The organism is Mycobacteroides sp. H003, assembly GCF_001440135.1.
Classification (GTDB): domain Bacteria; phylum Actinomycetota; class Actinomycetes; order Mycobacteriales; family Mycobacteriaceae; genus Mycobacterium; species Mycobacterium gwanakae.
This window is the reverse complement of sequence record NZ_LJYL01000009.1, coordinates 556399-569789: the sequence shown is the minus strand read 5'-3', so window position 1 is coordinate 569789 and position 13391 is coordinate 556399. Positions and strand designations below refer to the sequence as shown.

General features: G+C 64.4%; 10 protein-coding genes. 6 read left to right on the top strand and 4 right to left on the bottom strand.

Annotated elements, in window-relative coordinates:
* The first annotated feature begins 12 nt into the window (after positions 1-12).
* Positions 13-624, top strand: a complete 612-nt coding sequence (locus tag AOT87_RS03105) for a TetR/AcrR family transcriptional regulator (RefSeq protein ID WP_057969280.1) — start codon at positions 13-15, stop codon at positions 622-624.
* Here the strand turns inward: AOT87_RS03105 and AOT87_RS03100 are convergent.
* Positions 527-1723 carry an acyltransferase gene (locus AOT87_RS03100; RefSeq protein ID WP_057969279.1) on the bottom strand — a complete coding sequence of 399 codons (1197 nt, stop codon included), beginning with the start codon at positions 1721-1723 and terminating at the stop codon, positions 527-529. The genes AOT87_RS03105 and AOT87_RS03100 overlap by 98 nt on opposite strands.
* Positions 1720-3516: a DEAD/DEAH box helicase gene (locus AOT87_RS03095; protein ID WP_057965156.1), complete on the bottom strand. Its 1797-nt coding sequence runs from the start codon at positions 3514-3516 to the stop codon at positions 1720-1722. The genes AOT87_RS03100 and AOT87_RS03095 overlap by 4 nt, the downstream gene beginning before the upstream one ends.
* Positions 3517-3606: 90 nt before the next feature.
* On the opposite strand from AOT87_RS03095, the gene AOT87_RS03090 reads away from it, so the two are divergent.
* Genes AOT87_RS03090 through AOT87_RS03075 form a run of 4 tightly spaced genes read left to right on the top strand, consistent with a single transcriptional unit; the run spans position 3607 to position 9340 of the window.
* Positions 3607-4179 carry an LppP/LprE family lipoprotein gene (locus AOT87_RS03090; RefSeq protein ID WP_057969278.1) on the top strand — a complete coding sequence of 191 codons (573 nt, stop codon included), beginning with the start codon at positions 3607-3609 and terminating at the stop codon, positions 4177-4179.
* Positions 4180-4215: 36 nt separating this feature from the next.
* On the top strand, positions 4216-7641 hold the full coding sequence (locus AOT87_RS03085) for a TM0106 family RecB-like putative nuclease (RefSeq protein WP_057969277.1): 3426 nt from the start codon (positions 4216-4218) through the stop codon (positions 7639-7641).
* 20 nt (positions 7642-7661) lie between these two features.
* Positions 7662-8990, top strand: coding sequence for an FAD-binding oxidoreductase (locus AOT87_RS03080; protein WP_057969276.1), 1329 nt, complete (start codon positions 7662-7664; stop codon positions 8988-8990).
* Positions 8987-9340 (top strand): nuclear transport factor 2 family protein, encoded by a 354-nt coding sequence (locus AOT87_RS03075; RefSeq protein WP_057969275.1) that lies wholly within the window; start codon positions 8987-8989, stop codon positions 9338-9340. Before AOT87_RS03080 ends, AOT87_RS03075 begins: the two co-directional genes overlap by 4 nt.
* On the opposite strand, the gene AOT87_RS03070 is transcribed toward AOT87_RS03075, so the two are convergent.
* Both AOT87_RS03070 and AOT87_RS03065 read right to left on the bottom strand, forming a co-directional pair.
* Positions 9290-10696, bottom strand: coding sequence for a DHA2 family efflux MFS transporter permease subunit (locus AOT87_RS03070; RefSeq protein WP_234796215.1), 1407 nt, complete (start codon positions 10694-10696; stop codon positions 9290-9292). The genes AOT87_RS03075 and AOT87_RS03070 overlap by 51 nt on opposite strands.
* Before the next feature lie 82 nt (positions 10697-10778).
* On the bottom strand, positions 10779-12050 hold the full coding sequence (locus tag AOT87_RS03065; RefSeq protein ID WP_057969285.1) for a Bcr/CflA family efflux MFS transporter: 1272 nt from the start codon (positions 12048-12050) through the stop codon (positions 10779-10781).
* A gap of 442 nt (positions 12051-12492) precedes the next feature.
* Here AOT87_RS03065 and AOT87_RS03060 point away from each other — a divergent pair, with 442 nt between their 5' ends.
* Complete coding sequence (locus AOT87_RS03060; RefSeq protein ID WP_057969273.1) at positions 12493-13248, top strand: hypothetical protein; 756 nt, start codon at positions 12493-12495, stop codon at positions 13246-13248.
* Positions 13249-13391 lie beyond the last annotated feature (143 nt).

The window sequence follows — 13391 nt, the reverse complement described above, 5'->3', positions numbered from 1 at the left end:
GCGTGAACCAGCATGAGTTGGTTGAGCGACACGCGGACCTCGGTCGCCGCGGAAAAGATCCTCGATGCGGCCGCCGAGTTGTTCGTGCGCGACGGCGTCGCTGCCGTGGGCATGAATGAAATCGCCAAAGCGGCCGGCTGTTCCCGGGCAACGCTGTACCGGTACTTCGAGAACCGCGAGGCGCTGCATATCGCCTATGTGCACCGCGAGGCACGAACCATCACCGGGCAGGTCACCACAGCGGTGGCCGGAATCGACGATCCGACGGAGCGGCTGGTCAGCGCCGTGCTCACCAGCCTGCGGCTGGTGCGTGAAAACCCGGCGCTGTCGGCCTGGTTCCGGCCCGGCGAGTATGTCGGCGGTTCACTGGCCCTGCATTCGGAAGTCCTGAACGCCATGGTGTCGGCGTTTGTCTCCGCGGAGAATGTCACTGCGGTGACTCACCTGCGGGCTAAATGGTATGTCCGGGTGATCATCTCGCTGCTGTCCTACCCCGAGGACAACCCCCAGGACGAGCGCACTCTGATCACGGAGTTCGTCGCGCCCATGATTTCCGCAGACGTGAACCCCACGCCAGCAGCATCTGCGCAGCCCGATGGATCAGCCACGACGCAGGCACGCTGACCACCATCGTCACCAGAAAAACGATCACCACCGACCCGGTATAGACGTGGTAGTGCAGTAGGTCGACCATCACGATCTCCATCAGGATCATGTGGATGAGGAAAAGCTCGTAGGAGATCTCGCCCAGCCACACCATGGGCCGCGACGAGAGAAACCTGACATACCAGCCGTTGTCACCCAGCCCGGCGGGCGCGACCAGCAATGTCGCAATCACCACGTAGAAGATCGATTTGGTCAGTGCTTGCGGCAGCGCCCACGGCGAGGTTGTCGGGTCTCCGGCTATCCGCGTGGACACGATGAGGTAGCAGATGATCGCGAGCGGCACGGTCACCAGCGCGTAGCACCGCACACCCATCACGGCGAGAACGGACAAAATCATGCCGCCCACGAACCACGAAAGGTAGGCCGGAAGCCACAGTTTCGCCCCATCGGGAAGGGCACTGACGGTGTACACCAGCGTCATCCACGCCGGTGTCACCAGGACCAGAGCACCCAGACCAACCAGCAGGCGCACCGGCCGCCATTGACCCCCACAGAGTTTCTTGATCAGCAGCCACGCCAAGAAGGGCAACGCGACGTAGAACGCCGCCTCGACGGCAAGACTCCAGATCTGAGTCATGCCTTGATGGATATAGCGATACCCGTAATTGGAGGTGTAAATCTGGGTGAGCGTGAGGTTTCGAAGCAAGCCCAGCCAGGTGTGTCCGGGGTTCGGATATTGATCCCGGATGTGATACCAGGTGTACGCGATCGCCACCAGAATCCAGTACGCCGGCATGATGCGCCGAAACCTGTGCCAGGCATAGCGTTTCACCGAGGGTGGGGCAGTTCCATCGGCAGCGGCACGCACCCAGGGCAGGAACAGCAAGAACCCGGACAGAACGAAGAAAATCGGGACACCGATCTCCAAACGGGCCTGCATCAGGTGCAGATAGGCCCGCCATGGCGAGACGCCGTCGACGACATAATTCCCGGTGCTGTAGGCCGCATGGGTGGCCACCACGAGGGTCGCGGCCACCGCCCGGATACCCGTGAGCGCAGCGACGCGTCCGGGACCATGGACGACGGGGGCACTGTCAGTCGCGGGGACCGCCGTCATGGTTTCTTGGGGGACCGCTTGGGACGCTTCGCCTCCGACCGTTTGTGGTCCGTGTGCTTGTGGTCTGGACGCTTGCGATCCGAGAACTTGCGGGCCGGGCGCGCACCATCGGCCCCACCTGCGGGGCGCAGTTCGATGAGCACACCGGAGATTCGGGTGTTCTCCAGTGCCTTCAGCGTCTTGGGCGACAGCTTGGCGGGCAGCTCCACAAGTGAGTGATCGGGGCGGATCGTGATGTGCCCGAAGTCGCTGCGATGCAAACCGCCTTCGTTCGCAATCGCGCCTACGATGGCGCCGGGCATCACCTTGTGCCGCTTGCCGACAGCAATGCGATACGTCGCCAAGCCGGGAGTCTGCGTGCGCGGTTCGCGGGGCCCACGCTCGGGGCGTTCCCCACGCTCATGGCGGGGATCGCGGGGCGGATCGGGCTTGAGCAGGAACTGCTCGCCGTCGCGCGACAGTACCGCCAGCGCTGCGGCGATATCGGCCACCGGCACATTGTGATCGCGTTCGTAGTCCTCGACGAGCCGGCGGAACAGTTCGATTTCCGGTGCCGCGAGCGCAGCGGTAATGGCATCGCGGAACTTCGTCACGCGCTGGGCATTGACATCGTCGACCGACGGCAGCGGCTCCTCGGCAAGCCTGGCACCGGTGGCCTTCTCGATGGCCTTGAGCAGATGCCGCTCACGCGGAGAGACGAACAACACCGCAGTACCCGAGCGGCCCGCGCGACCGGTGCGGCCGATGCGGTGCACATACGACTCCGTGTCGTGCGGAATGTCGTAGTTGAGCACGTGGGAGATGCGTTCGACGTCCAGACCGCGGGCGGCGACGTCGGTGGCCACCAGGATGTCGATGGTCCCGCTCTTGAGCGCGTTGATGGTCCGCTCACGTTGTGCCTGGTTGATATCGCCGTTGATCGCCGCCGCGGCGAATCCGCGCGCCTTGAGCTTTTCGGCCACCTCCTCGGTGGCCTGTTTGGTCCTGACGAACACGATCATCGCCTCGAACGTCTCGACCTCGAGAATCCGGGTGAGCGCGTCCATCTTGCGGGGGCCCGCCACCTGGATGAAGCGCTGAGTGATGTTCTCGGCCGTGGACGTCTTTGCCTCGACCTTGATCTCCACCGGGTCGTGCAGGTACTTCTTGGTGAGCCGGCGGATGGTGGTGGGCATGGTGGCCGAGAACAGCGCCACCTGCTTGTACTCGGGGGTATCGGCCAGGATGCGTTCGACATCCTCGGCGAAGCCCATGGTGAGCATCTCGTCGGCCTCGTCCAGCACCAGATAGTCCAAGTGCGACAGATCCAACGTGCCGCGCTCCAGGTGATCGATGACACGCCCTGGTGTCCCGACCACAACCTGAGCCCCTCGCTTGAGGCCCGACAGCTGCACCACATACGACTGGCCGCCATAGATCGGCAGCACATTCAGCTTGGGCATATGGGCGCCGTACCGGCCGAACGCCTCGGCGACCTGCAGCGCTAGCTCACGTGTGGGCGCCAGCACCAAGGCCTGGGTGTTCTTGGAGGTCAGATCGATTTTCGAGAGGATGGGGATGGCGAACGCCGCCGTCTTCCCGGTACCGGTCTGCGCCAGGCCCACCACATCCGAACCTGCCAACAACGGCGGGATGGTGGCGGCCTGAATCGCCGACGGTGTTTCGTACCCCACGTCGGACACCGCACGCAGCACCTCGGGGGCAATCTGTAGGTCCGCGAAGGTGACGGCGTCATCCGCGCGTGGTGCACTCGATTCGCCGGTGTCGGGCGTGGGGATATCTGTAGAGGTCATGGCGTCAAGAAGTCTAGGCGCTATAGCGCTCAACTCCCGCCTCCGTGGCATCTTCGATAAATGTCGGTAGTGTGCGGGGCCGTGCGAAGGATGGATGTGGTGGCCGCGCTGACCGTGCTTCCGGCTGCGCTCGCCCTCGCCTGCGCGTGCACCGGCGGCGACAGCACGGTGTCCAAAACGCCCACCAACACCATTGCCTCACCGTCGCAAACGCCGTCATCTCCCGGGACCGCGGGCCCCACATCCAAGCCCAAACCGCCGCCGTCGACCAACGACGACTGCACGGTGAATCTGAAGGACCCGGCCATCGCGGCGGCCATCGCACTCTTACCCCCGGGACCCGATAGTGCCGCCACGTGGAATCCAGTACCGGTAGCGGGCAACTACAACAAGTGCGCTCCCCTGTCGGCGATCATCGTCACCACCGGCAACGGAGCCACACACGCGGCCGATTCCGCCACCCGTGCAGTGTTCTTCCATCTGGGTGGGGTGATCTCCCATGGTGTCCCCGATACCTACGGTTACAACGCCATCGACCTGTCGGCGAGCACCCTGGACACGGTGGTACTCAATTTCTCCAACGGCATTCCCGGTCTCGAAAGTGTGGTGTCGTTCCGCTGGAATGGATCTGGTGTGGAAAAGGTGCAACAGGCCGGACAGTAGCCGCGATCCGTCGGTGCCAGCACCTAGAGTGATCGGGTGTTCGTCCTCGACGGCCGGGTCGTCTACAGCGCTTCGGATCTTGCCTCCGCCGCCCGCTGTGAATACGCCCTGCTGCGGGTGTTCGATGCCAAACTCGGTTGGGGGCCTACGCCCCCGCGTGACGATGAACTACTGGCGCGCACCGCGACTTTGGGTGACGCTCACGAGGCTCACCATCTCGCCGAACTGCAGAAGCGCTTCGGCTTCGGGGTGGCCAGCATCCCGTTTCCTCCCACATTCACACTCGATGGACTGAATGCTGCGGCGGCCGCGACCAAACGGGCCTTCGACGACGGGCATCCGGTGGTGTACCAGGCCGCCATGTTCGACGGCCGGTTCCTCGGTTTCGCGGACTTCGTGGTTCGGGAGAGTCAGACATACCGTGTCTGCGATACCAAACTGGCCCGCAGCGCCAAGGTGACCGCATTGCTGCAGTTGGCGGCCTACGCCGACAGCCTGATGGCGGCGGATGTGCCGGTGTCGCCGGAGGTGCGGTTGATTTTGGGCGACCGTTCGACCGTCGACTATCCGGTCGCCGATCTGGTTGGCGTGTATCGCCAACGACGAATCCAGTTGCAGGACTTGCTTGATCGCCATTTGTCGGGCGGTGCTGCGGTCCAGTGGTCAGATGCGCGCGTGCGCGCCTGCTTCCGCTGTCCCGCGTGCGAGCCGGAGGTCGATCGCACTGACGACTTGTTACTTGTCGCGGGCATGCGGATCAGCCAGCGTGCGGCGCTGCTGGAGGCCGGAGTCGGCACCGTCGAAGAGCTGGCCACACGTGTCGAGCCGGTCCCCGATCTGTCGGCGCGCAGTCTGCAACAGTTGGTGGCACAGTCTCAGTTGCAGGTGCGCCAACGCGATAGCGGTGCAACACAATTCGAGGTAGCCGACCCGATTCCACTGGGCACGATGCCAGCACCCAACCCTGGCGACATCTTTTTCGACTTCGAGGGCGATCCGCTCTGGACGGCAGACGGCGTGCAATGGGGGCTGGAATACCTCTTTGGCGTGCTTGAGTACGACCGGTCCGGAAATGAGAAGTTCCGGCCGATTTGGGCTCACGATCGCCACAGCGAACGTAAGGCCCTGACCACCTTCCTGGACCTGGTAGCCAAACGTCGCCGCCGATATCCAGGGATGCACGTCTACCACTACGCGGCGTACGAGAAGACCGCACTGCTGCGCCTCGCCGGGCGGTACGGCGTCGGCGAGGAGCAGATCGACGATCTCCTTCGGGACAACGTGTTGGTTGACCTCTATCCCGTGGTACGCAAAAGCATTCGCTCCGGATCCAGCGGTTACGGGCTCAAGGCGCTGGAGCCGCTGTTCATCGAATCCGGAAAACGCTCCGGTGATGTCACCACCGCGGTGGACTCGATCAACGAATACGCACGCTACTGCGCGCTGCGCGACAGCGGCGACCCCGCAGCGCAAGAGGTGTTGGACTCCATCGCCGAGTACAACCGGTATGACTGCGCCTCCACACGAAAGCTCCGAGACTGGCTACTGGTACGAGCATTCGAGCACGGCATTACTCACTTGTCCTCCTCTGCCGCTGTCGGCGAAAAGGACGAGCCGGAGCCCGATGAGGTCGGCGCGGCGTTGGCGGCGTTCGTCGGCGATGGCGGTCCCACCGACCGGCGCGCCGATCAAACGGCGGCGGCCATGGTTTCGGCGGCGCGCGGATATCACACCCGGGAGCGAAAACCATTCTGGTGGAGCCACTTCGATAGGTTGAACAATCCCGTCGACGAATGGGCCGACACGGCGGGAGTCTTCATCGTGGAGGGCGCGGAACTGATCGAGGACTGGCATAAATCAGGTAGCCAGCGCAAGCTCCGGCGACATGTGAGGCTGACGGGCGACCTCGCTGGCGGCGTCCTCGATGACAGTGTCTACGCGCTTTACGAGCCCCCCGCTCCCGCAGGGCTCGGCGACGGGGACCCCGACCGCCGGGCATCTGGTTCGGCCACCGTAGTGGAGATCACCGAATCCGGCGGCGTACCCGTGGATGTGACGATCCAGGAGCTCACGCCGAAGAACGGCGAGGTGTTCACGGAGATGCCGATGGCCCTGGCACCCGGCGCACCGGTGATGACCAAGGCACTGGAATCCGCCATCGAGCAGGTCGCCGTGGACGTTGCCCACGGCCTTCCCGATATGCCCAGCACCGCATCCATCGATATTCTGTTGCGCCGCAACCCTCGTGGCGCGCAATTGCCACCTGTGGGCGACGGCGGATACGCCGAAGCCATTGCTTCCGCATTGCGGAATCTGGACTCGTCCTACCTTGCCGTACACGGCCCACCGGGAACCGGTAAGACCTTCACGGCAGCGCGCGTCATTGCCGAACTAGTGACGCAGGAAGCGTGGCTTGTCGGTGTGGTGGCCCAATCCCACGCCGTTGTAGAACACCTCCTCGATCAGATAGTCGCGGCAGGTGTACCGCCAGAACGGGTGGCCAAGAAGGCCTCGCCCTACAGCGGCGATGCCGCGTGGACCCAGATTCGTGACAGCGACTATGCGGGTTTCATCGCATCCCACGCCGGTGAGGGCGCCGTCATCGGCGGCACCGCATGGGATTTCGCGAACACCACCCGCGTGGCCGATGGGGTGCTGCGGCTGCTGGTGATTGACGAGGCGGGCCAGTTCAGTCTGGCGAACACGCTGGCAGTCGCACGGGGAGCACAGAACCTGCTGCTGCTCGGTGATCCGCAGCAGCTGCCGCAGGTGTCGCAGGGTGTGCACCCCGAGCCGGTGGACTGCTCCGCGCTGGGCTGGCTGGTCGAAGGCCATGGCGCGCTGCCCGCCGAGCGAGGGTACTTCTTGGAGCGCTCGTACCGGATGCATCCCACACTATGCCAACAGGTCTCACAGCTTTCTTACGATGGCGAGCTCGAGTCCGCGGCCCCGCCACGCAACTTGGCCGGGCAGCTGCCCGGGGTCCGGACGCGGCTGGTGGATCATCACGGAAACGCGACCAGCAGTCCGCAGGAAGCCGAGGCGATCGCCTCGGAGATCACGGAGCTCATCGGTTCGGAGTGGACCGATGAATCCGGGACCCGGCCATTGGCGCAGTCCGATGTGCTGGTGGTGGCTCCGTACAACGCGCAGGTATTGACGGTGCGAGCCGCGCTGGCCGCTGCCGGATTGGACGAGGTGTTGGTGGGGACAGTGGACAAGTTCCAGGGCCGCCAAGCACCGGTGGTGTTCGTATCGATGACGGCCTCGGCCGTCGATGACGTACCGCGCGGGATGTCGTTCCTGCTGAACAGAAACCGCTTGAACGTGGCGATCAGTCGCGCGAAGTTCCAGGCGGTGATCGTCCGATCGCCGGCATTGACCGAGTATCTGCCGGCCACACCCGACGGACTGGTGGAGCTGGGGGCGTTCTTGGCGCTAAGTCCGGACCTGGCGCAGTAGCCCATGCCAGACTGAGGTCTATGTCCGCGCTCGTCGATGCCCTTGTCCAGATTGTTGGCGACCGGTATGTCAGTACCGACGCTGACGTGCTGACGGGACGGACCATCGATCACACCGGCCGCTATCGCGGCGCCGCGAGCCTGCTGATCCGCCCCGGTTCCGCCACGGAAACCGGCGCAATCCTGAAGGCCTGCAAGGAGCACGGGACCCCCGTCACCACCCAGGGCGGCCGCACGTCGATGGTCGCCGGGACCGTTCCCGAGCACGACGACGTACTGCTGTCCACCGAGCGACTCACCGAGATCGGCACCATCGACACGATCGATCGACGCGTACGCGTGGGTTCCGGGGTCACCCTGGCCGCACTGCAACAGGCCGCCGCCAAGGAGAGCCTGCAGTTCGGCGTCGACATCGGCTCCCGCGACTCGGCCACCCTGGGCGGCATGGCATCAACCAACGCCGGCGGCCTGCGCACGGTGCGCTATGGCAACATGCGCGAGCAAGTCATCGGCCTGCAGGTTGCCCTGCCCGATGGATCAATCATGGAGCGCCACAGCGATGTTCGCGCCGACAACACCGGCTACGACCTCACCAGCCTGTTCGTCGGCGCCGAGGGCACCCTCGGCGTCATCACGGCGCTCGAACTGCGCCTGCACCCGGTACCGAAACACAGCGTCGCCGCGATCACCGGGTTCGACGATCTGGATCAGTTGGTCGAGGCGAGCCGGATCTTCCGCGACCTCAGTGGAATCGCGGCCCTGGAACTCATGGACGCCAGGTTGGGCATACCGAGCCCCGTCGCCAACCCATGGCTGCTGCTCATCGAACTCGCCCGCGATAGCGATCCCACCGAAGACCTGGCCGAGGCACTCGAAGCCGCCGGAGTGGCGGATCAGGCCGCCGTCGGTTTGGATGCCACCTCCCGCGAGCGTCTTTGGCAGGTACGCGAATCCATCGCCGAGGAGCTCGGCGTGTACGGCCCACCCCTGAAATTCGATGTCGCGCTGCCCCTGAAACATATCGGCGAGTTCGAGCAGCGCGCCACCGCGCTCATCGCCGCGACCGTCCCCGATGCCATACCCGTGCTGTTCGGCCATGTCGGCGAGGGCAACCTGCACTTAAATGTGTTGCGCTGCCCCGACTCCACCGCGTTGTATCAGCCCATGATGACGCTCATCGCCGACCTGGGCGGCAATGTCAGTTCCGAGCATGGGGTCGGGACGATCAAACGTGACTATCTCGGCATGGCCCGCACACCGGGCGACATCGCCGCCATGCGCGCCGTCAAAGCAGCCTTCGATCCGACCGGATTCCTGAACCCCGCGGTGCTATTCGCCACCCGAGCATGACACTCACCGTCGATCCTCACGGGTTCAGTCGGGACTGGTTCGAGGCGTGGAACGCCCACGACATCGACGCAGTACTCGCGCATTTCCACGACAACGCCGTCTTTACCTCCGCCTATGGTGCCGAGATCGCCCCAGAAACCGGGGGCGTCTTTCGGGGCAAGGACGCCATTCGCGCCTACTGGGCCGATGCCCTCACCCGCAACCCTGACCTACATTTCGAACCGATCGGCACCTACGTGGGCGCCAATGCCCTCGTCATCAACTACCGAAACCACCGGGGTGGCCTCGTCAACGAGGTCCTAATCTTCGATGGGGACAATGTGATCGAGGGGCACGGCACCTACCTTTAGGGCGGCCGGCCGCATGAACAAGGCCGCCAGCAGGCCCACGACCAACGCGGCGATACCCAACAGCATGGATTGCGCCATCGCCGCCGAGAATGGCGCGCGCAGCCCAGGCGGCAACACCCCATCGGAATCGGAATTGGCTGGCATTGAAGGGATTTCGGCAGCCAAACGCGCTGTCATCAACGCCCCCATTGCCGAACTGCCCAGCACACCTCCGACCTGGCGCAGCGTGTTGTAAACACCGGAACCGGCCCCGGCCACCTCGGTGGGCAGATTCCGCGTCGCGGTGGTCGCCAATGGTCCCCAGATGCATGCCATGGCAGCACCGATACCCGCCGCAGGCAACATCAACTGCCACATCTGCGTCTCGGGCCGCATCAGTGCCGTCCACCACAACGTGGACGCGATCATCAGCGTGACACCGCCGCCGATCAGTATCGAGGGACGGACCCGGTCAACAAGCCAGCCGGTCACCGGCGCCAAGATCCCGCTCACGATCGCGGTCGGTGCCTGCGTCAATGCCGCCTTCGTCGGCGAGAAACCCAGCGCCAATTGCGTGTAGAACATCATGGGCAAACCAGTGGAGATCACGCAAAAGCCCATTGACGCGATACCGACACCGGCGAGTGAGAAGTTGCGGTCCGTGAACAACCGCAACGGAATCAGTGGCTCGCCCCGATTCACCGACTGCCACCACACGAACACGCCCAGGACCGCCAGACCGGCGGCCATCATCGCCCACACCCCGGGCGCCCAGTGAAAGCTCTCCCCCTCCTGCAGCGCGAACACGAACGCGAACATGCCCACAGCCGAGAGCGCCATGCCGAGTAGATCCAGCCGATGCGGATGCGTCGCCATGCGCGGAATGTAGATGGCGCCCAGGATCATTCCCAGCACACCCACCGGAACGTTGACATAGAAGATCCACTGCCACCCCCACCCGTCGACCAACAGGCCACCGGCAACCGGGCCCACCAGAGTCGCGATCCCGGCGACCGCACCCCACACCCCCATGGCTGTTCCGCGCCGCTGTGGCGGGAACACTCGCTGCACCACCGTCAGTGTCTGCGGGGTCAACATCGCCGCGCCGAACCCCTGCACTACCCGTGCAGCGATAAGCCAACCGATCGATCCGGCGAGTCCACACCACAATGAGGCGGCGGTGAAAACCGCCAATCCCGCCAAGTACATGGACTTCGGGCCGAACTGATCCCCAAGTCGCCCGGTGATCAGCAGTGGCACCGCGTAACCCAGCAGATAGGCGCTGGTGACCCATACCGTCGCCGAGTAGTCGGCACTGAAAGCGGCCTTGATGGCGGGATTGGCGACCGACACGATGGTCGAGTCGAGCAGGATCATGAACAGTCCGAAGAGCACCACCCACAACGTCGTCCACGGCCGCGGATAGTCCTGGTCTACAGCTCCGGAATCTAGTCGCCGCTCAGGTGGTGGCACGGCTTCTCACGGCGGCCAACCCCGCCAGGGCCAGTACAACGCCGACCATCATCACAACGGCCACAGCGAGTGCGTTATTGCCCAACGCACCAACCAACGGCGCGATCACGGCTCCGACACCGAACTGTGCGGCGCCCAGCACCGCCGCCGAGGTACCGGCCGCCTCACCGTGACGAGACAAAGCCAGGGCAGGCGCGTTGGGAATGACGAATCCCATGAACGCCATCAATGTCCACACCGGAGCCACGAAGCCGACGAGCCCACCAACCCCGAGCCCAGCCAGCACCAGCAGTACCGCAGCGGGAATCAGAGCCAGCGACAGGCACCACTGCACGATCTGCTGCGGTTCGAATCGTTTGAGCAACACCACGTTCAGCTGTGAGGCCGCGACAAACGCAATGGCGCCGGCGCCGAACGCGACCGCGAACACCTGCTGATTCATGCCGTACTGGCCCTGCAGCACAAACGACGCACCCGAGATGTAAGCGAACAGGCCTGATAGCGACAGTCCGGCGACGAGCGCCAGGACCACGAACACCTTGTCACGCAGAAGATCGCGATAGGTCCGCAAGATTGCCGTCACCTGCAAGGGCCGCCGGGCGGCGGGTGGCAGCGTCTCGGGCAGTGCCAGGACCGCGAGAATCAGCAGCAGCACTCCCAGAAATGACAGGGCCGCGAACACGTGCTGCCATGACCCGTGCACCAGCACTGCCGCCCCCAGCGACGGGGCGAGGATCGGCGCGATGCCGATCACCAGCGTCAGTCGGGAGATCACGGTGGCGGCCGCCTTATCGGTGTAGAGGTCGCGCACCACGGCCATCGCCACGACCATTGCCGCCGCGGCACCCACGCCCTCGATCGCCCGCAGCACACCCAGCACCACGATGTTCGGAGCCACCGTGATGGCCAACGACGCCAAAATATGCAGGGTCGCCCCGGCAATCAGCGGCAGACGCCGCCCCAGCGAATCCGATAACGGACCCACGAGGAGCTGTCCCAGTCCCAATCCGAGCAGCGTCCCGGTCAGGGTCAGCTGCGTCAGGGTCGAGGTGACATGCAGATCCGTCCCGATGTCGGGCAGGGCCGGGAGGTACATGTCGATGGTGAGCGGCCCCAGGGCAACCATCGCACCCAACACGGTGATGAGCCACGCCCTGCCCAACCGAGTGGTGGGGGGAGAGACCGAATCGACCGGTGTCGGAGCGTCCGTGGTCGTCTCACTCCGGGCAGCTGTCATCTCAGTGGTCAGCGCTCGCACGCCGCAAAACCTTCCGTTTCCTAACAAATGTGAGTTGGATCTCACCAATTCCATGCCCAGCGACGGTGTGATGAGTCGCCCCCGGTACCCGTCCTGCACCATATCCCCATCGACGTCGCCGAACCTCTGGCGCGACCCGAATAAGTCAATCAACGCTGCCACCGCGGCCAGCAGCGCCGCCACGGCTATTCCGCGGTGATTCCACCCGCTGCGGCTTTGCTCGCCGCCGTCCGAATCCATCTCGCGACCTGCCAGGCCAATACCGCACCCTCGGTGAGCAAAAGTGCTGGATGAGGTCAAGCAGTCATCTGAAACACACCCGATCAACCCCCGGCGTAGGAACGAAAAGCGCTCGTCATTCGTCTTCATTACTGTGAAGACAAAATCTTCGCTCACAACCAGTGGACCCATCCAGCCCACCGCACTGAAGGAACACACGCCGATGAGCACTCGCTTCACCGAACCGCAGCGGCAGCTCGCCCTGGGAGGCAAGGGCAAAGAAACCAAAATCGGAGCCTCCGGCAAGCTGCTCTCGCTGATCCTGGACCAGAGCACCAAAGTTCAGGAACCCGCGGTCCGCGCGTATGTCCAGAAACTACGAGCCTCCCACCCGGGCGCAGCACCCGGCGAGATCATCACGATGTTGGAGAAGCGCTATCTGGCGACGGTGATGGGCAGCGGCGCAGCAGTCGGCGCCGCCGCCGCCTTCCCCGGGGTGGGCACTCTGGCGGCGTTGTCGGCCACCGCCGGAGAGGCAGTGCTGTTCCTGGAGGCGACGTCCCTGTTCACCCTCGCGCTGGCGGCGGTCCACGACATCGAGGTCGCCAAGATCGAACATCGGCACACACTGGTGCTCGCTGTCTTACTCGGCGAGGACGGTGAGACAACCGTCTCGGACGTGCTGGGCAAGGAACGCACCGTCGGCGGCGGCTGGCTGGCCGACGCGACCTCGACGCTGCCGGTACCCGCGCTCAGTCATCTCAACGCCACCCTGCTCAAGCGGTTCACCAAGAAATTCGCGGTGAAACGCGGGGCCATGGCGTTCGGCAAGCTGTTGCCGGCCGGGATCGGCGCCGTCATCGGCGCTGGTGGCAACCGGTTCATCGGCAAGCGGATCATTACCAACGCGCGTAATGCCTTTGGGCCGGCACCGACCGTGTGGCCGGTGCAACTGCGTCTGGTCGCGCCCAAGACCTAGCAACCGGAAGGGTTGGCTGTTCACGGTCCAGCCACCCTTCGGCCATCAGCGGCGCCGATGATGTCGCCTCTGTCATATCACCGTGACACCTCACCCCTTTTGGCGACGCGTTAGCCTGGTACCGGTCGCTGAACGGACTGAAT

Excerpts from the sequence above, each read along its gene's own strand:
- AOT87_RS03060 (WP_057969273.1), top strand. The coding sequence starts at position 12,493 with ATGAGCACTCGCTTCACCGAACCGCAGCGGCAGCTCGCCCTGGGAGGC.
- AOT87_RS03105 (WP_057969280.1), top strand. The coding sequence starts at position 13 with ATGAGTTGGTTGAGCGACACGCGGACCTCGGTCGCCGCGGAAAAGATC.
- AOT87_RS03090 (WP_057969278.1), top strand. The coding sequence starts at position 3,607 with ATGGATGTGGTGGCCGCGCTGACCGTGCTTCCGGCTGCGCTCGCCCTC.
- AOT87_RS03070 (WP_234796215.1), bottom strand. The coding sequence starts at position 10,696 with ATGATCCTGCTCGACTCGACCATCGTGTCGGTCGCCAATCCCGCCATC.
- AOT87_RS03080 (WP_057969276.1), top strand. The coding sequence starts at position 7,662 with ATGTCCGCGCTCGTCGATGCCCTTGTCCAGATTGTTGGCGACCGGTAT.
- AOT87_RS03075 (WP_057969275.1), top strand. The coding sequence starts at position 8,987 with ATGACACTCACCGTCGATCCTCACGGGTTCAGTCGGGACTGGTTCGAG.
- AOT87_RS03100 (WP_057969279.1), bottom strand. The coding sequence starts at position 1,723 with ATGACGGCGGTCCCCGCGACTGACAGTGCCCCCGTCGTCCATGGTCCC.
- AOT87_RS03095 (WP_057965156.1), bottom strand. The coding sequence starts at position 3,516 with ATGACCTCTACAGATATCCCCACGCCCGACACCGGCGAATCGAGTGCA.